Source organism: Herbaspirillum autotrophicum (assembly GCF_001189915.1).
GTDB classification, from domain to species: Bacteria; Pseudomonadota; Gammaproteobacteria; order Burkholderiales; family Burkholderiaceae_D; genus Herbaspirillum; species Herbaspirillum autotrophicum.
Window position 1 is genome coordinate 1 of sequence record NZ_LFLS01000006.1, and the last position, 17423, is coordinate 17423.

The window sequence follows — 17423 nt, forward strand, 5'->3', positions numbered from 1 at the left end:
AGAAAGCTAGCATTCTCAAGTAATGCTGCGTATTTTATTTGATTTTCAGTGTTCACTCATTCACAAATGGATGCGCGGCGGAATTGTTTCGAATGGCGAGTGGTCGTTCGCAAGAAAATTCTTGCAGTCTAAAGATGAAAAATATTCAACAACTATTAATGGAAAGAGAGAGGCCGGGTAAATGACGGACAAGAAACTGATTTATATTTCACGCATAAAAATACGCTGGGGCGACATGGATGCCTTTGGCCACGTGAACAATACCGTGTACTTCCGTTATATGGAACAGACCCGTATCGATTGGCTCGATACCGCCGAAGGCATCGCAGACGATGGGCACGGGCCGGTGATCGTCAATGCCCATTGCACTTTTCTGCGCCAGCTGAAGTATCCGGGCGACCTCGAAATTCATATGCATGCCGGCGAACCGGGGCGTTCGAGTGTGGAAACTACGTATCAGATACGGCGCATTGATCAGCCCGAAATACTTTATGCTGAAGGTGCTGCAAAGATCGTCTGGGTCAACTACAAACAAGAAAAATCGGTTCCGTTGCCAGAGGCGATACGCAAGATCCTGACTCCGTTGTAAGTTTCGAGAAAGGTAGATACGACAGAATCAGCCTCAAGAATGCGCCTTGACACTTTAGCCACGTAAAGCAATTGCATTGCCGGCAATGTATCCGGGCCGTTCGCGAGTCAGTCTGCTGCCAGATGGTCTGACCAACATAATTATTAAACCCCCAGGAGGATGACAATGACATACAAGACACAAGCCTTGGTTGCTGCTGCGCTGATGAGCCTTTCGCTCGCCGCGGTTGCCGCTGATCCGATCAAGATCGGCGTATCCGGTCCATTCACCGGAGGCTCTGCCCCGATGGGCGTGTCTATGCGCGACGGCGTCAAGCTGGCCGTGGCCGACATCAATGCCAACGGTGGCGTGCTGGGACGTCAGTTGCAACTGGTTGAACGCGACGATGAAGCCAAGAACGAACGCGGCGTGCAAGTCGCACAAGAACTGATCAACAAGGAAAAGGTTGTCGCTACGGTCGGTTTCATCAACACCGGCGTGGCGCTGGCATCGCAGCGTTTCTATCAGGAAGCCAAGATCCCCGTGATCAACAACGTGGCGACCGGCAGCGTGATCACCAAGCAATTCGAAAAAGACAAAGACAATTACATCTTCCGTACTGCAGCCAGCGACGTGATTCAGTCGAAGATGATTGCCGATGAAGCAGTCGACAAGCAAAAGTACACCAAGGTCGCGATTCTGGCCGACTCCACCAACTACGGCCAGCTCGGTCGTGAAGATCTGGAAAAAGTCCTGGCATCGAAGAAGATCACCCCGGTAGCGGTCGAGAAGTACAACATCAAAGACGTCGACATGACGGCGCAATTGCTCAAGGCCAAGCAAGGCGGCGCGCAAGTGGTGCTGACCTACGGTATCGGCCCGGAACTGGCGCAGATCGCCAATGGGATGGAAAAGCTGAGCTGGCACGTGCCTATCATCGGCAGCTGGCCGTTGGCGATGGGTAACTTCATCGATAACGCCGGCAAGAACGGCAACGGTGCCCGCATGCCGCAAACCTTCATTCAGGATGGCAATACGCCAAAGCGTAAAGCCTTCATTGAAGCCTACCAAAAAGCCTACAAGGTTGACCGTATCCCGTCGGCCGTGTCTGCTGCTCAAGGTTACGACTCGGTCCAGTTGCTGGCTGCCGCCATCAAGCAAGCCGGCAGCACTGACGGCGACAAGGTGCGCGCTGCACTGGAAAGCCTGAATACCAAGGTCGACGGCGTCGTGACTACCTATGACAAACCATTTACCCATGCTGACCATGAAGCGATCAAACCTAACATGGTCGTGATCGGTGAGGTCAAGAACGGCCGCGTCGTTCTCGGCAAGTAAGCATCAACGACATTCACCGAACACGTGAATCGTCAGTGACAGAAGGTCAGTCCTTGAGATCCGGGGGCTGGCCTTTTTCGTAAAATCCGCGGTCGTCTGGCTGTGGCGAATTGATATTGCGCACATCTGCTGCATCGCCGGCATGGCCGCAATCCGATCTCGCTGGCAGGCGCAAGCGCCACGGATTTCTACCGCAACATGGCAATCGCTTCTTGGGTACAACAATGGAAATTTTGCTACAACTTGTATTTAGCGGCATCGCGCTAGGCATGATCTACGCGGTGATCGCATTCGGTTATCAGCTCACCTTCGCCACTTCCGGCACACTCAATTTCGGGCAGGGCGAGTCGCTGATGCTGGGCGCGCTGGTGGGCCTGAGTCTGGTCGGCTCGATTCATGGCGGACCGTATGTCAATTACTGGCTGATGATACCGATCGTACTGGTATTTGGCGCCTTGCAAGGGATGTTCGTGGAATGGATCGGCGTGCGGCCGGCGATCAAGATCAAGTCTGAATTCGGCTGGATCATGTCGACCATTGCACTGGCGATCATCTTCAAGAACGTCGCCGAAAACATCTGGGGCAAGGATGACTTGCCATTCCCGAGCCCGCTGTCGGCAGCGCCATTTCAGATCTTCGGCGCCAATGTGCAGCCGATGCAGGTGCTGGTGGTGGTCGGCGCGCTGGCGATGATGCTGGCGGTGGAACTGTTCAATCGCAAATCGATTTACGGCAAGGCCGTGGTGGCGACCTCCAATGACCGCGATGCAGCTGGTTTGATGGGGATCAATACCAGCATGGTGATCACGTTTTCCTATGCGTTGTCTTCGGCCACGGCAGCATTTGCCGGCGTGCTGGTAGCGCCGCTGACGCTGACCGGTGCCACCATGGGCACCTCGCTTGGTCTGAAGGCATTTGCGGTGGCAATTATCGGTGGTCTGACGTCGGGCATGGGCGCGATTGTCGGCGGCCTGATCCTGGGCATTGCCGAGACGCTGACCGGTTTTTATGTGTCGACCGGCTACAAGGAAGTTCCGGGACTGGTGCTGTTGCTGCTGGTGCTGGCGATCAAACCGGCAGGCCTGTTCGGCAAAACTGCGATCAAGAAGGTCTGACACCATGAACAAGAAAACTCTATTGCTGGCCATTATCGGTCTGGCAGCGCTGGTGGCGTTTCCGCAACTGGTGCCCAATCCGTATTACATCCATCTGGCCGAAACCATCCTGATTTACGCCATCCTGTTGTTCGGGCTGGATATCGTGGTGGGCTATACCGGACAAGTGTCGCTCGGTCATGCCGGCCTGTTCGGTATCGGTTCCTATACTACCGGCGTGCTGTATTTCAAGCTCGGCCTGCCGTTCCTGATTGCGGCGCCGGCCAGTATTGCGGTGACGGCAATCTTCGGCGCGATTCTGGCGTTGCCGGCATTGCGGGTTACCGGCCCGTATCTGGCGATGGTGACGCTGGCGTTCGGCACCATCATCCAGATCCTGATCAATGAGATGACCTTCCTGACCGAAGGTCCGATGGGCATCAAGGTGGCCAAACCAAGTTTTGGCGGCACCAAACTCGATGAGGTGGAATATTTTTATCTGGTCGCGGCCTTGATGGTGGTGTCGCTGATTGTCGTCCACCGGATCCTGAAATCGAATCTGGGACGCGCGTTTCAAGCTTTGCGCGACAGTCCGATTGCCTCTGATTGCATGGGTGTATCGGTGTATCGCTACAAGGTGTACGCCTTCATCATCAGCGCCGCACTGGCGGGTCTGGCCGGTAGCTTGTATGCCTATTCGGAAGAGTACATCTCGCCCAATACCTACAACTTCGAACTGACCATCCTGTTCTTGCTGGCGGTCATCATGGGCGGCCGCAAGACGCGTAGCGGTTCGCTGATCGGCGCCTTCATCGTGGTCATGCTGCCGAGCCTGTTGTCGGACATTGAACTGTTCCGGCGGATTGCTACCGTAGCATCCATCGTGGTGGTAGTGGGCGGGGTGGCGATGGTGCTGCGCAAACGCAAGACGGTGCGTGAGATTGCAGTGCCGGTGGTGGCGACCGTGATCATGGCCCTGTTTTCTTACCGGCTGGAAAACATCACCGACTGGCGCCTGACGATTTTCGGCTTGATGACCTTGTTCGTGGTGTATTACCTGCAAGACGGGATTGTCGGCTTTGTGCGCAATCTGTTCAGCCGCGCCAAACCGGTCGCGGCGGCACCGGTGGTGGTGGCCGACGATCAGGCATGGGCCAGCAGCGAAGCCCTGCCTGAAGGTACCGGCAATCTGCTGGAAGCGAAACAGGTGTTGATGCAGTTCGGTGGTCTCAAAGCCTTGAACCGCGTTGACCTGAACATCGTCAAGGGCTCGGTGCACGGCTTGATCGGACCTAACGGTTCCGGCAAGAGCACCATGATGAACGTGCTGACCGGCATCTATAAACCGACTGATGGCGCAGTGGAATTCAATGGCGTGGTGATTTCCGGTGCGACGCCATCGGCGATTGCGCTCGGCGGCGTGGCGCGCACTTTCCAGAACGTACAGTTGTTCGGTGAAATGACGGCAACCGAAAACGTGCTGGTCGGTTTGCATCACACCTTCAAGAGCAACGTGTTCGATGTCATGGTGCAGACCCCGCGCTACAAGCGTGAAGAACGCGAAGCACGGGTGCGGGCGGCGGCGATTCTGCAATTCGTCGGTCTGGCCGATCTGGCCAACGAAGAAGCGCGCAATCTGCCATACGGCAAACAGCGCCTGCTGGAAATCGGCCGTGCACTGGGTCTCAATCCGAACCTGTTGCTGCTGGATGAACCGGCGGCCGGTCTGACCGCGCCGGACATCAAGGAACTGGTGGCGATCATCCGCAAGATTCGTCAAAGCGGTATCACCATCATTCTGATTGAACATCACATGGATGTCGTCATGTCGATTTCCGATACCGTGACCGTGCTCGACTTCGGTCAAAAGATCGCCGAAGGAAAACCGGCAGCGGTACAGGCCGATCCGAAAGTGATCGAGGCATATCTGGGTGGCAGTGTTGCAGATCTTGCAGGTCCGGACGTCACGGCGCCGGACGCAACGGCATCCAATCAAGCGGGGGCATGACATGTTGAAGATTTCGAATTTGCATGCCGCGTATGGCAAGGTGGAAGTATTGCACGGCATCTCGATGGAGGTGCCCAAGGGTAAAGTGGTGACACTGATCGGCTCCAACGGCGCTGGCAAGACCACCACCATGCGCGCCATTTCCGGCATGATCAAGCCGAAAGGCGGCAGCGTGGTACTGGACGGTAAAGATGTCACCGGTCTTGATTCCCACAAGATTGCGCGTGCCGGTCTGGCGCATTCGCCGGAAGGACGGCGCGTGTTTGCCACCATGAGCGTGACTGACAATTTGTTGCTGGGGGCTTTCCCGCGCTTTACCCGGGCGCGTCCCAAGGGCGACATTCAACACGATCTGGAACGCGCACTGGAACTGTTTCCGCGTCTCAAGGAACGGCAAACGCAACTGGCCGGCACCTTGTCGGGCGGCGAACAGCAAATGCTGGCCATGGCGCGCGCCGTCATGCTCAATCCGGAAGTGATTCTGCTGGACGAACCATCGATGGGGCTGGCGCCGATTCTGGTGGATGAAGTCTTCAGAATTATTTTGCGTCTGAAGGAGCAAGGCGTTACGATGTTGCTCGTAGAACAGTTTGCAGCGGCCGCCCTCAATGTTGCCGATTACGGTTACGTACTCGAAAACGGTAAGATCTCGGTACACGGTCCGGCCGACAAACTGCAAAATGATCCGGCGGTACAGGCAGCATATCTGGGCGGCGGGCAGCATCACTGACAGGATACGTCCGCGTGAGAGGGGTGCACGCGGAGTATATTAAGGAGGAGACATACCTCTTGAAATTTGATTAAGGTGCGCAATGCGCACCTTTTTTTATGGCGCGCCGCCTGGCCTCGGATTGACTCTCGATATACATATGAACGACAAGAAAATACAAGCACTGTTATCCGATCTGCATCTGGCCAATCACGACATCCATGCCTTGGTGACGGCACTGCGCCACGCGGTGCATCAGGCCGCCGCCGGTGCCGGTGAAGAAGTCAAATACGGCGGTCTGCTGTTTTCCGTCGCCACGCCGTTCTGCGGCATTTTTGCGTATGCCGCGCACGTGTCGCTGGAGTTCAGCCGCGGCTGTGATCTGGATGATCCCCATGGCGTACTCGAAGGCAACGGTAAGCTGCGGCGGCATATCAAGTTGCTGAGCGTTGATGATATCGGGCGCAAGCATGTGCGGGAACATGTGCGGCAAGCATTTGAAAAAGCGGGAGGTGGAACATGAAAAACAAGACACGACCAGTGACAGCGCAGTTCACACGCGCTTATATGCTCTCGGCGTTGCTGTTCGCGGCAGCAGCGGTGCTATCGGTTGCCAGTCACGCCGGTGGGGTTGCCGAGGCATTGTCGCCGGGACGCTATGCTGAACAGGGCGCGACCAAAGCAGTGGTCATCATGTCGGCCAACTGGAGCCGCAAATGGGGGTGCGGCGCATATGAGAATGCGCAATTGCAGTACCTGGCATTTGATAACCTCGGTCTGCCGAAGACGGCTGCCAATGCGGCACCGGATTTACTGGTGAAAGACGATACGTTCTTGCCGGCAAAAAACCGGTTTGCCAATTATGTCTATCTCATTGAGCCCGGCGAGTATTCGCTCACCGGCTTCAGTATCAAGCTCGGAAAATCGGTATCGAATGTCGGCTATTTTGTGGGCAACAAAGATAATCTTGTGCAGGATGGAAAATCCAAAGCCGGAAAATTCACCGTGGCCGCCGGCGACATTGTCTATGTCGGCCATTTCTGGCTGGACTGTGCGACGGCGCCGATGCCATGGCGTTATTACCCGGAAACGCGGGAAGATTTCGACATTTACCTGGACAGTATCAAACAGCAGTATCCGGAGATCGATCCGGCAAAGGTTCAGTTTCGTTTGTATGAGACCTCGGTGATGGGCTTGCCGTTTTCGCTGCCGTGACAGCGGTGCCGCCACCCGGAAACATTTCCGGGGATGGCGGCACGTCAGCATCTTATTGCTGCTTCAACAAACTACACTTCGATTCCGCCACGGTAGTAAATGCCTGCTCACCGGGAATCGTCGTCACCAGCTTCAGATAATCCCAAGGCTTCTTCGATTCGGCCGGCGACTTGACCTGATACAGGTACATGTCGTGGATGTTGCGGCCATCGGCGCGGATGTAGCCCTTGTTGTAGAAGTCATCGATCTTCATGTTCTTCAATTGCGCCATGACCCTGGTCGGGTCATCGGTCTTGGCGGCGGCTACGGCCTTGAGGTAAGTCGCGGTCGCGGAGTAGGCGGCAGCCTGATGGGTGCTTGGCATCTTTTTCATTTTCAGGAAAAAGCGATTGGCAAACTGACGCGAGGCTTCGTCCTTGTCCCAGTACCAGCTATCCGTCATCAGCAAGCCTTCGGCATTGGCCAGTCCCAGCGCATGAATGTCGTTGATCACCATCAGCAGGCCGGCCAGCTTCATGGTCTTGGTGATGCCGAACTCCTTGGCAGCCTTGATCGAGTTGATGGTGTCTTCACCGGCATTGGCCAGGCCGAGGATTTGTGCTTTCGATGCCTGCGCCTGCAACATGAAGGACGACAGATCGGACGACGATGGCGGATGCTTGACCGAGCCGACTACGGTGCCGCCATTGGCCTTGACCACGGCTGAAGTGTCGTTGGCCAGCGAGTGACCAAAGGCGTAATCGGCGACCAGGAAGAACCACGACTTGCCGCCTTGCTTGACCACTGCTGCACCGGTGCCCTTGGCCAGCGCCACGGTGTCGTACTCGTAATGCACGGTGTAAGGCGTGCATTCTTCATTGGTGAGGCGGGCCGAGCCGGCGCCGATATTGATGTAGACCCGTTTCTTTTCCGCCATCACTTTATTCATGGCCAGTGCCGCTGCGGAATTGACGCCGCCGATCAGCATGTCCATGCCGCGCTGATCAGACCATTCACGGGCGCGGGTGGCGGCGATGTCGGCCTTGTTTTGATGGTCGGCCGACATGACTTCGATCGGCATGCCCAGCACTTTGCCGCCGGCGTCGGCGACCGCCATGCGGATCGCTTCCAGGCCGCCGAGGCCATCGGTGTCGGCGTAGGGGCCGGACATGTCGGTGATGAAACCGATACGGATCGCGTTGTCCGATACTTGCGCCTGCGTGACGCCGGCGGCGCACAGCAGGGTGGAGCCGGCGATCAGCGCCGCGAGCGTGTTCAGTTGCAATTTTCCGGTGTTCAATTTCATTCATGTCTCCTTGTTATAGCGATGGTGCATGCCATCGTGCGCTGCTCGCGCATGTGAAGCTGCAATAATTGTCAGCTTATCGTTTCAGCTTGCCTGTTTCAGTGACTGCTTGTCTTGCAACAGCTTGACCGCAAAATCGACGCGCACGTCTTTGGCGGCGACCATTTGTTGTACGACCCAATCGATCTCGTTGTCGGCGGCGCCGGCTGCCAGCGCGATATTGCGCGCATGCAGTGCCATATGGCCACGTTGAATACCTTCCGTCGCCAGCGCCCGCAGCGCCGCCATGTTTTGCGCGAGGCCGACGGCTACCGCAACTTCTGCCAGTTCCTGTGCCGATTGAATGTTCAGGATCTTCAGGGCCAGACGCGCCATCGGATGGGTCTTGGTGGCACCGCCGACCAGGCCGACCGGCATCGGGATTTCGAGGGTGCCGACCAGATAACCGTCGCTGGCAATTTCCCATGTGCTCAGTGAGGTGTAGCTGCCGTTCTTGCAGGCATACGCATGGGCGCCGGCTTCCACCGCGCGCCAGTCATTGCCGGTGGCGACGATGACCGGATCGATGCCGTTCATGATGCCCTTGTTGTGGGTGGCGGCGCGATAGGGGTCGATGGCGGCGAAAGCATAGGCATCGACAATGCGGTTGATCACATCCACGCCGTCGTAGTCGGCGGTAGTCAAGGCCTGTGGCGATACCCGCACGTGCGCGCGTGCCAGTCGCAAGTCGGCCAGATTCGACAGAATGCGCAGCCGTACTTTGCCGCCGGTGATTTGTTCGATATGCGGCGCGACTGCTTCGGCCATGGTGTTGACGGTGTTGGCGCCCATCGCGTCGCGCACGTCGACGATCAGATGCACGATCACCATCGCGCCGCGCGGTGTGCTTGGAAATACATGGACTTCAATGTCCTTGCAGCCGCCGCCCAGACTGACCAGCAATTTGTCGCGGCTGTTGGCGATATCGATGATGGCCTTGCGATCTTTCAAAATCGCCAGACGCGCACCATGCGGGTCGGTGATGCCGATCACCTGCACCTGCGCGCGCATCAGCGGTTCGCTGCTGGAGGTCTGGAAGCCGCCGCAATCGCGGATCAGTTTCGCCATGAATGATGCAGCAGCTACTACCGAAGGTTCTTCCACTGCCATTGGCACCAGCACATCTTTGCCGTTGAGCTGAAAGTAACCGGCGACGCCGAGCGGCAACTGGAAGGTGCCGATCACATTTTCGATCATGCCATTTGCCAACTTCAGTGGCAGCGCCGCCGGATTGTTCAGCAAGGCCAGGTCTTCGGCGTTCAGGTTGGCGCGGCTGACGATTTCTTGCAGACGCGCTTCGGGCGTCAGCGAGCGGAAGTTGGGAAGGCGGGAATCGATGGTCATGGCGGGGCGTCTCGTATGTCTTGTTGGTGAGTGAGGAGGGAATGGATGCAAGAATAGCAGGCTGTACCTATAAATATTGGTACACTTTCGGCCAACAGTCATTCAACTGTACCCAAGACAGTCGTCCTGCGTTGCAACATCGGAGAATAAACATGGCACTCGAACCTGATCATAACGACAGCCACCGCGGCCTGACCCAGCAATTGGTGGCGCTGGTACAGCGGCAGATCAAGGAGGGGGTATATCAGCCGGGCGGGCGCTTGCCGTCGATACGCGAGATGGCGCGCACGCATGGCTGTGCCAAGAACACGGTGGTCAATGCCTTCGATCATCTGGCCGCCTTGGGAGTGCTGGAGCCGCGCCGCGGTGCCGGCTTTTTCGTGTGTGCGGCGCTGCCGGAACGCAAGGAAGAAGACGAGCCCAGTTCACTCAGCCGCGCCATGGATGTGGTGTGGCTGATGCGTGAACAATTGAAAAGCGATCCCGGTCACTTGCGCATCGGCGACGGCTTTCCGCCGCTGGAGTGGCTGGCCGAAGTGCGGCTCGACAAGTTTCATCAAAAGGTGGTGCGCACCGGCCTCGGTGCCTTGTTCGGTTACGGCAGCCGGTTCGGCTATCTGCCATTGCGCCAGCATCTGATGCACAAGCTGGCCAGTTACGGCATCGAAGCGGCCACCAGCCAGATTGTGCTGACGCACGGCGCCAATCAGGCACTCGATATCGTGATCCGCAATTTCGTCAAGCCGGGGGATCGGGTGTTGGTCGATGAGCCCGGCTATTACATGTTGTTCGGCAAACTGAAATTGAGCGGCGCCCGCATCATCGGTATTCCCCGCTTGGCCGATGGTCCCGATCTGGCGGTGCTGGAGCGCGAGCTGCAAGGCGGCAAGCCGTGCCTGTTCTTCACCCAGACGCTGGCCCACAATCCGACCGGTTCCGATACCGTGCCGCACAAGGCGCATCAATTGTTGCAACTGGCGGATCGCTACAACGCCATCATTGTTGAAAACGATCCGCTGGCGGATTTCAAACCGGTATCGGCGCCACGCATCTCGACGCTGGATCAATTGCGGCGCACGATTTATATCGGCAGTTTTTCGAAATCGGTATCGGCCGCGCTGCGGGTCGGCTTCATTGCCTGCCACCGCGATCTGGCCAGCGATCTGGCCGATATCAAGATGCTGGTGCACGTCAGCAGTTCCGAATACTGCGAGCGCACGCTGGATGTCATTTTGAGCGAAGGCCATTTCAATCGCCATACCGCGCGTTTGCGTGACCGTCTGACGCAGGCCACCGAGCAGGCGCGCCGGTTGCTGGAGCAGTGGGGCGCCGACTTGTTTGGCGCGCCGACGCAGTCCTTATATGTGTGGGCGGCAATGCCCGGCTATACCGATGCCAAGGCGCTGGCGCGGGAATTGATGGGGAAGCATATCGTCACGGCGCCGGGCAGCATTTTCCATATCGATACCGAAGCACCGGTGTCATGGTCGCGCTATAACGTCGGCTTGCTCAGCGATCCGCGATTTGCGGCAGCGATGCGGGAGTCGTCGGCCAGGCGCAGCGGTTGATCCGAAAATGTGCGGGATTGACGGGGTATTCGACGATGTGTTTTTTTTGCATTGATCGGTCGATTATTCAGGAAATTACACTTTCACTACAATTGATCGGGAGCGCGCGCTTAAGTTTTTGAGGAAATTGTCGTAGTCATTCTAATTCTTGCATTTTTACGGATGGTGCTGTGTCCATGACTACCTTATCGCCTCTGGATTCACTGAGTTTGCCTGCCATCGCGTCGGCATCCGCATCGGCCATCCCGGCCGTCAATGCGACACCGGCCACCAGGGCGCAAGCGACCGCATCGTCATCGACCACCGTCAAACTGGGGCAAACACCGGCCAACTATGGCTTCGATCCGCTGATCTATACCGGCAAGCCGGAATCGTCGCCGCCGCTGCTGGAGCGCAAATCGAACGATGCGCTGACCTTCGCGCTGCTGGGAAATTCTTCGTCATCCATGCTCGGAGTGCGTTTCAACGGTTTGGGCGCAGCCTTGATGCAGCAGCTCAGCAGCAGTGGCAGCGACTTCGCGCAATCGGCGCTGCAATTTGATGCAGACACGAAACCGGGCGCAGAAGTCGAAAGCCTGATGCAAAAGCAATTGCATGCTGCCGCAGATAACCGGATTTCACTGAGCATCAAGACGGCCAACGGCACCATGGTCGAGTTGACCTTGAGCAGTCAGGCCAATGGCTTGGGCATCGAGGCGCGGGTCACCAACGGCAAGCTGAGCGAGCGCGAAATGGAAGCACTCGGTAAATTGTCCGGCGGTTTCCAGAAAGCCATCGATGGCCTGGCTGCGCAGCCGCCCACGCTTGATCTGAGCGGATTGATGGAATTCGATTCCAATGTATTGTCAGCGCTCGACTTGAAGGCCAACGTCAAAACCGAAACCGGCGATAACCAGTCGCTCAGTTTTCATGTGGATGATGCGCAGCGCACCATCAGCACCAGCGGTGCCGCCGGTGCCATCGATCTCAAGGTGGACACGAAGAATCTGCAAATCCTTGGCAGCGCGACGCAACAGGCGGCGGCAATGCGCGACTATCTGCAACAGTTCGATGAGGCAAAAACGCGCGGTAACGCCGATGCCTCGCTGATTGCGATGTTCAAGGATGCATTTGCCTCATTGAACAAAAGCTACGATGCCGTCACTCCCAAGGCCGATGCCGAAGCCGGCAATCCGGTCTCGCTCGATGCCGCCGATCGCAAAGCCTTGAGCGGCCTGGCCGACTTCACGGCAGGGGTCCGGCAAAGTGTGCAGTCGGTCAATCCGATGCGGCCGAATGAAACCGATACGTTTTCCTATGACGCCTCGCAGCGCAGCAGCATCAAGGGCCGCAACCAAAAGAATTATGTGGTCGAACAGCAGCGCAAATCGGGCTTGAGCGCCAGTTACCATTCCTCGCTCAATGGCGGACCGCTGCAACTGACGGACGACAAAAAATCGCAAAATTATTTCTACACGCAGATAGAGGATAGCCAAAGCACGACCGCCAATATCAAGTACAAAGACGGTTTGCGGGTCAATGCCACGCTCAGTGAGTCACTGAGCCAGTCGAAGCGGGTAATGAAGTATTTCATGGGCAAGCTGGAGCAAGATCGCACCGAGCCGAACCAGACCGCGACCATCCAGGATTTGCTGACGCAGCTGAAACCGGCTCGCTGAAGCGCAACGTTTCAGGGGCTGCCGGCGCTGTAGCGCCAATAGTCGGGCTGTGCGTAGGCATGCCGTAAAAAGTCGACAAAGGCCCGGATGCGCAACGGCAAGTGACGTCGTTGTGCAAATACGGCATAGATGTCGTTGCCGGGCGCCGCGAATTTGTCGAGCACGGTCACCAGTTGTCCTGATTCAATCGCCGAACCGACTTCCCACATCGAGCGCCACGCCAGTCCCTTGCCGTTGAGCGCCCAGTTATGCAGCACTTCGCCATCATTGCAGACCATGTTGCCGGTAATCTTGAAGATGCTGTTTTTCCCCTGATGACGAAAGGTCCAGCCGCGCTGGCTGCCTTCGCTGCTGATCGCCAGGCAATTGTGGCGGCTCAGGTCGTCCGGTGTCTCGGGTGTGCCGTACCGGCGCAGATAGGATGGGGCCGCCACGACGACTCGGTGATTGTCGGCCAGTTTGACGCTGATCAGGTTGGAGTCGGTGAGGGCGGCGATGCGGATCGCCACGTCGACACCTTCGCCGATCAGGTCGACGATGCGGTCATTCAGGTTCAGGGTCAGGGTGACATCGCGGTGTTCGCTCAGAAATGACGGCACCAGCGGCGCCACGTGCTGACGTCCGAATCCGGCCGGGGCCGAAATCAGCAGATTGCCGCTGGCGCGGGCGCTGCGTTCTGAGACCGATGATTCGGCATCTTCCAGATCGGTCAAAATGCGCTGGCAATCTTCCAGAAAGGCCGCGCCTTCATTGGTCAGTACAATCTTGCGTGTGGTTCTTTGCAACAACTTGACGCCGAGTCGTTCTTCCAGCGCATCCAGCCGCCGTCCGATCATGGCCGGGGCGATCCCTTCGGCACGTGCAGCGGCCGACAGGCTGCCTTTGGCGGCGACGTCAACGAAGGTGGAAATTTGCTTGAACTGGTCCATGACGGTAACCTCAACAGGAGCTTTGGCATTATCTTCTCACTTGTGACTAAAACGCAAAGATAAAGTGATAAAACATTTCACTCATGGTGATTTAGTTTAAATATACTTAGGTACCAAATAAAACAACCACACCCTCATTGTTTCTATCTCGGAGAACAGCATGACGCAATTGACACTGCCAGCAGGCATGGAAATCACCGGTGAAATCAAGCCCGGTTACGAACAGATTCTGACCCCGGAAGCACTGGCGCTGGTCGCCAAACTGGATCGCGCCTTCGCGGCACGTCGTCAGGAATTGCTGGCAGCGCGTACCGCGCGCGCCTTGCGTCTGGATGCCGGTGAGCGTCCTGATTTCCTGGCGGAAACGGCCGCCATCCGCAGTGGCGACTGGAAGATTGCACCGATTCCGAAAGCCCTCGAATGCCGTCGCGTCGAAATCACCGGTCCGGTGGAACGCAAGATGGTGATCAACGCCTTCAATTCCGGCGCTGACAGCTACATGACCGACTTCGAAGATTCGAATTCGCCGGTCTGGGACAATCAGATTTCCGGTCAGATCAATCTGCGCGATGCAATCCGCAAGACCATTTCGCTGGAACAGAACGGCAAAAGCTACAAGCTCAATGACAAGGTGGCAACACTGGTGGTGCGCCCGCGTGGCTGGCATCTCGATGAAAAGCACGTGACGATCGATGGCAAGCGCATTTCCGGCGGCATTTTCGATTTCGCGCTGTTCCTGTTCCACAACGCCAAAGAACAACTGGCACGCGGCGCCGGTCCTTACTTCTATCTGCCAAAGATGGAATCGCATCTGGAAGCGCGTCTGTGGAACGACATTTTCGTCATGGCGCAAAATGAAATCGGCCTGCCACAAGGCACCATCAAGGCGACCGTGCTGATCGAAACGATCACTGCCGCTTTTGAAATGGATGAAATCCTGTATGAACTGCGCGAACACAGCGCGGGCCTGAATGCCGGCCGCTGGGATTACATTTTCTCCTGCATCAAGAAATTCAAGAACGACAAGGACTTCTGTCTGGCCGACCGCGCCAAGGTCACCATGACGGCGCCGTTCATGCGTGCATACGCATTGCTGTTGCTGAAGACCTGTCACAAGCGTGGCGCTCCGGCCATCGGCGGCATGAGCGCACTGATCCCGATCAAGAACGATCCGGAAAAGAATGCCATCGCCATGCAAGGCATCATCAACGACAAGCGCCGCGATGCGACTGACGGCTACGACGGCGGCTGGGTTGCCCACCCGGGTCTGGTCGAGGCGTCGATGAAGGAATTTGTGGATGTGTTGGGCGACAAGCCTAACCAGTTTGAAAAGCAGCGTCCTGATGTGAATGTCAAGGCTGCCGACTTGCTCGATTTCCAACCGGAAACCCCGATCACCGAAGCCGGCCTGCGTTACAACATCAACGTCGGTATCCACTACCTGGGTGCCTGGCTGGCCGGTAACGGCTGTGTGCCGATTCACAACCTGATGGAAGATGCCGCGACTGCCGAAATCAGCCGCGCGCAGGTCTGGCAGTGGATTCGCAGCAGCAAGGGCAAGCTGGAAGATGGCCGCAAGGTGACTGCCGATATGGTACGCGCCATGATTCCGGAAGAGCTGGTCAAGGTGAAGTCGATCGCCGGTGACGGCCCGACCTATGATCGCGCGGCCAAGATCTTTGAAGAAATGTCGACCGCTGACACCTTCGCGGAATTCCTGACCTTGCCGTTGTACGAAGAAATCTGATGGCGATGGCGGATTGCATCTCCGGTGGCGGCGATGCATGACGCGACGTATCGCGGTATCAGTGCCATGCCGGCGTAATACCTGGCAAGGCATATGAGCAGGGCCTGTCCTCATGACAGGCCCTGTTTGCATTCGGGGTGCTGATATGTGCTGGCGTGGCACAGGGCGCGTTGTGCGCGGTCTGGCGGGATGCCGGATCGGGAAGGCCTGTCGCAGGAACTGCAAAGCGACAGACGAAAAAAATCCCCGACATGTCGGGGATTCTTTTTACATCTTCAGTCGCTTGATATTACGAAGCGTCTTGGATGTTCGATGCTTGCTTGCCCTTAGGACCAGTAGTTACTTCGAAAGTAACGCGTTGGTTTTCTTTCAGGGACTTGAAGCCGCTCGATTGGATAGCCGAGAAGTGAGCGAACAGATCTTCGCCGCCTTCGTCAGGAGTAATGAAGCCGAAGCCCTTCGAGTCGTTGAACCACTTTACGATACCAGTTGCCATGATGTTTCCTAATTAAGTTAATGTGGGCGTGAACCCGTTATATCGTTTAAACCTAGAGAGGAATGACAGACTAATACCGCACTACCAGCTCGAATCTTAACGACCGTTGAATTATACCGATTAAATTGCTTGCGCAAGCGGTTTTAATGTTCGATGTGCAATTTAATTTGCAGTCGGCTTATAGAGCAGGGCAATTGCCTCGGCGGCAATGCCTTCTTCGCGCCCCAGATAGCCCAGTTTCTCGTTGGTTTTCGCTTTGATGTTCACTTGTTCTGCGGTAATCCCGAGATCGGCCGCCAGGTGTTGCACCATTTGCCCGATATGCGGCGCCATTTTCGGGGCTTGCGCAATGATGGTGGCGTCGATATTGCCAATGGCATAACCGGCTGCCGTCAGGCGTTCGGCGGCGGCGCGCAGCAATACGCGCGAGTCGGCGCCTTTGAAGCGGGCATCGGTATCCGGAAAATGACGGCCGATATCGCCGAGGCCGGCAGCGCCGAACAAGGCATCGGTGATGGCATGCAACAACACGTCGGCATCGGAATGACCGAGCAGCCCGGTTTTATGCGGAATGGTGACGCCGCCGATGATCAGCTTGCGGTCCGGCACCAGGGCGTGACAGTCATAACCCTGACCGATGCGAAATGGAAAAGACATTGTCATCCTTTTAAGAAAATTTCCGCGAGCGCGATATCGTGCTCCAGCGTGACCTTGAAATTGCGCGGATTGCCGGCCACCAGCTTGGGCTGCATGCCCAGCATTTCAATCGCACTGGCGTCGTCGGTCACGGCTTCGCTGCGGATCATGGCGCGTTCCAGCGCATGGGTAAGCAGGCCGTAGCGAAACATCTGCGGCGTTTGCGCCGCCCATAATTCGTCGCGTGACACGGTGGTCTGGACGCGGCCGGTGTGGCTGCGCTTGAGGGTGTCGACAATCGGCAACGCCAGCAGACCGCCGACCTTGTCGCCATCGATGGCCGTGATCAATTGTTCCAGCATGATGTTGTCCAGCAATGGCCGGGCCGCATCGTGCACCAGGACCCAGTCGTGATCGGCAAGTTGCGTGCGGATCTCATGCAAGCCATTGAGCACGCTTTGCTGGCGGCTGTCGCCACCATGTCGCAGTACCGTCACTGTGCCTTGCAGATGCGGCAAGGCCGACAGCATATCGTCGATATAACCATCGTCCGGGCTGACCACCACGAAGGTATGGGCAATCAGGTCACTGGCGGCAAAGGTATCCAGTGCATATTGCAACATCGGTTTGCCGGCCAGCATCATGTATTGTTTCGGCAATCTGGCGCTCATGCGCGTGCCGACACCGGCAGCGGGAATCAGGGCAAAGCGGCGGGGCAGAGAGATGGTGCTCATATCGGGCCAATCATGGGTCTGGCATGCCATTGCGACCGCTATTGCCGAACGGTGA

Annotated in this window: 16 protein-coding genes; 10 read left to right on the plus strand and 6 right to left on the minus strand. The window is 56.9% G+C overall.

Translation table 11 applies throughout. The features are described 5' to 3' along the window. Window positions 1-181: 181 nt before the first annotated feature. From AKL27_RS06285 to AKL27_RS06315, 7 genes are all read left to right on the plus strand, one after another. A complete protein-coding gene (locus AKL27_RS06285; protein ID WP_050461950.1) occupies window positions 182-589 on the plus strand; it encodes an acyl-CoA thioesterase in 408 nt (135 codons plus the stop codon). A gap of 165 nt (window positions 590-754) precedes the next feature. Further along, window positions 755-1906, plus strand: a complete 1152-nt coding sequence (locus AKL27_RS06290) for an ABC transporter substrate-binding protein (protein ID WP_050461951.1) — start codon at window positions 755-757, stop codon at window positions 1904-1906. 224 nt (window positions 1907-2130) lie between these two features. Continuing rightward, the gene (locus AKL27_RS06295) at window positions 2131-3021 is read left to right on the plus strand and encodes a branched-chain amino acid ABC transporter permease (RefSeq protein WP_050461952.1); all 891 of its coding nucleotides are present in this window, start codon (window positions 2131-2133) and stop codon (window positions 3019-3021) included. 4 nt (window positions 3022-3025) lie between these two features. After that, a complete protein-coding gene (locus tag AKL27_RS06300) occupies window positions 3026-5008 on the plus strand; it encodes a branched-chain amino acid ABC transporter ATP-binding protein/permease (protein ID WP_050461953.1) in 1983 nt (660 codons plus the stop codon). 1 nt (window position 5009) lies between these two features. Further along, window positions 5010-5738, plus strand: a complete 729-nt coding sequence (locus AKL27_RS06305; protein ID WP_050461954.1) for an ABC transporter ATP-binding protein — start codon at window positions 5010-5012, stop codon at window positions 5736-5738. A 139-nt stretch (window positions 5739-5877) separates the two neighbouring features. Next, window positions 5878-6240 (plus strand): DUF1801 domain-containing protein, encoded by a 363-nt coding sequence (locus AKL27_RS06310; RefSeq protein WP_050462117.1) that lies wholly within the window; start codon window positions 5878-5880, stop codon window positions 6238-6240. Continuing rightward, on the plus strand, window positions 6237-6932 hold the full coding sequence (locus tag AKL27_RS06315) for a hypothetical protein (protein WP_050461955.1): 696 nt from the start codon (window positions 6237-6239) through the stop codon (window positions 6930-6932). The genes AKL27_RS06310 and AKL27_RS06315 overlap by 4 nt, the downstream gene beginning before the upstream one ends. 52 nt (window positions 6933-6984) lie before the next feature. Here AKL27_RS06315 and AKL27_RS06320 read toward each other — a convergent pair whose 3' ends face one another. Next, complete coding sequence (locus AKL27_RS06320) at window positions 6985-8217, minus strand: ABC transporter substrate-binding protein (protein ID WP_157056819.1); 1233 nt, start codon at window positions 8215-8217, stop codon at window positions 6985-6987. A gap of 84 nt (window positions 8218-8301) precedes the next feature. Further along, window positions 8302-9600 carry a hydroxymethylglutaryl-CoA reductase, degradative gene (locus AKL27_RS06325; protein ID WP_050461956.1) on the minus strand — a complete coding sequence of 433 codons (1299 nt, stop codon included), beginning with the start codon at window positions 9598-9600 and terminating at the stop codon, window positions 8302-8304. A gap of 152 nt (window positions 9601-9752) precedes the next feature. Here AKL27_RS06325 and AKL27_RS06330 point away from each other — a divergent pair, with 152 nt between their 5' ends. Further along, complete coding sequence (locus tag AKL27_RS06330; RefSeq protein ID WP_050461957.1) at window positions 9753-11168, plus strand: aminotransferase-like domain-containing protein; 1416 nt, start codon at window positions 9753-9755, stop codon at window positions 11166-11168. A gap of 176 nt (window positions 11169-11344) precedes the next feature. After that, complete coding sequence (locus AKL27_RS06335) at window positions 11345-12826, plus strand: hypothetical protein (RefSeq protein WP_050461958.1); 1482 nt, start codon at window positions 11345-11347, stop codon at window positions 12824-12826. An 11-nt stretch (window positions 12827-12837) separates the two neighbouring features. On the opposite strand, the gene AKL27_RS06340 is transcribed toward AKL27_RS06335, so the two are convergent. Then, window positions 12838-13755 carry a LysR family transcriptional regulator gene (locus AKL27_RS06340; protein WP_050461959.1) on the minus strand — a complete coding sequence of 306 codons (918 nt, stop codon included), beginning with the start codon at window positions 13753-13755 and terminating at the stop codon, window positions 12838-12840. A 160-nt stretch (window positions 13756-13915) separates the two neighbouring features. On the opposite strand from AKL27_RS06340, the gene aceB reads away from it, so the two are divergent. Beyond that, window positions 13916-15502 carry a malate synthase A gene (aceB, locus tag AKL27_RS06345; RefSeq protein ID WP_050461960.1) on the plus strand — a complete coding sequence of 529 codons (1587 nt, stop codon included), beginning with the start codon at window positions 13916-13918 and terminating at the stop codon, window positions 15500-15502. A gap of 289 nt (window positions 15503-15791) precedes the next feature. Here aceB and AKL27_RS06350 read toward each other — a convergent pair whose 3' ends face one another. The 3 genes from AKL27_RS06350 to ispD all read right to left on the minus strand — a co-directional run bounded on the left by AKL27_RS06350 (window position 15792) and on the right by ispD (window position 17368). Continuing rightward, complete coding sequence (locus tag AKL27_RS06350; protein WP_050461961.1) at window positions 15792-15998, minus strand: cold-shock protein; 207 nt, start codon at window positions 15996-15998, stop codon at window positions 15792-15794. A 162-nt stretch (window positions 15999-16160) separates the two neighbouring features. Next, window positions 16161-16661 (minus strand): 2-C-methyl-D-erythritol 2,4-cyclodiphosphate synthase, encoded by a 501-nt coding sequence (gene ispF / locus AKL27_RS06355; RefSeq protein ID WP_050461962.1) that lies wholly within the window; start codon window positions 16659-16661, stop codon window positions 16161-16163. Beyond that, on the minus strand, window positions 16658-17368 hold the full coding sequence (gene ispD / locus AKL27_RS06360) for a 2-C-methyl-D-erythritol 4-phosphate cytidylyltransferase (protein WP_198155898.1): 711 nt from the start codon (window positions 17366-17368) through the stop codon (window positions 16658-16660). The genes ispF and ispD overlap by 4 nt, the downstream gene beginning before the upstream one ends. Window positions 17369-17423: the final 55 nt, after the last annotated feature.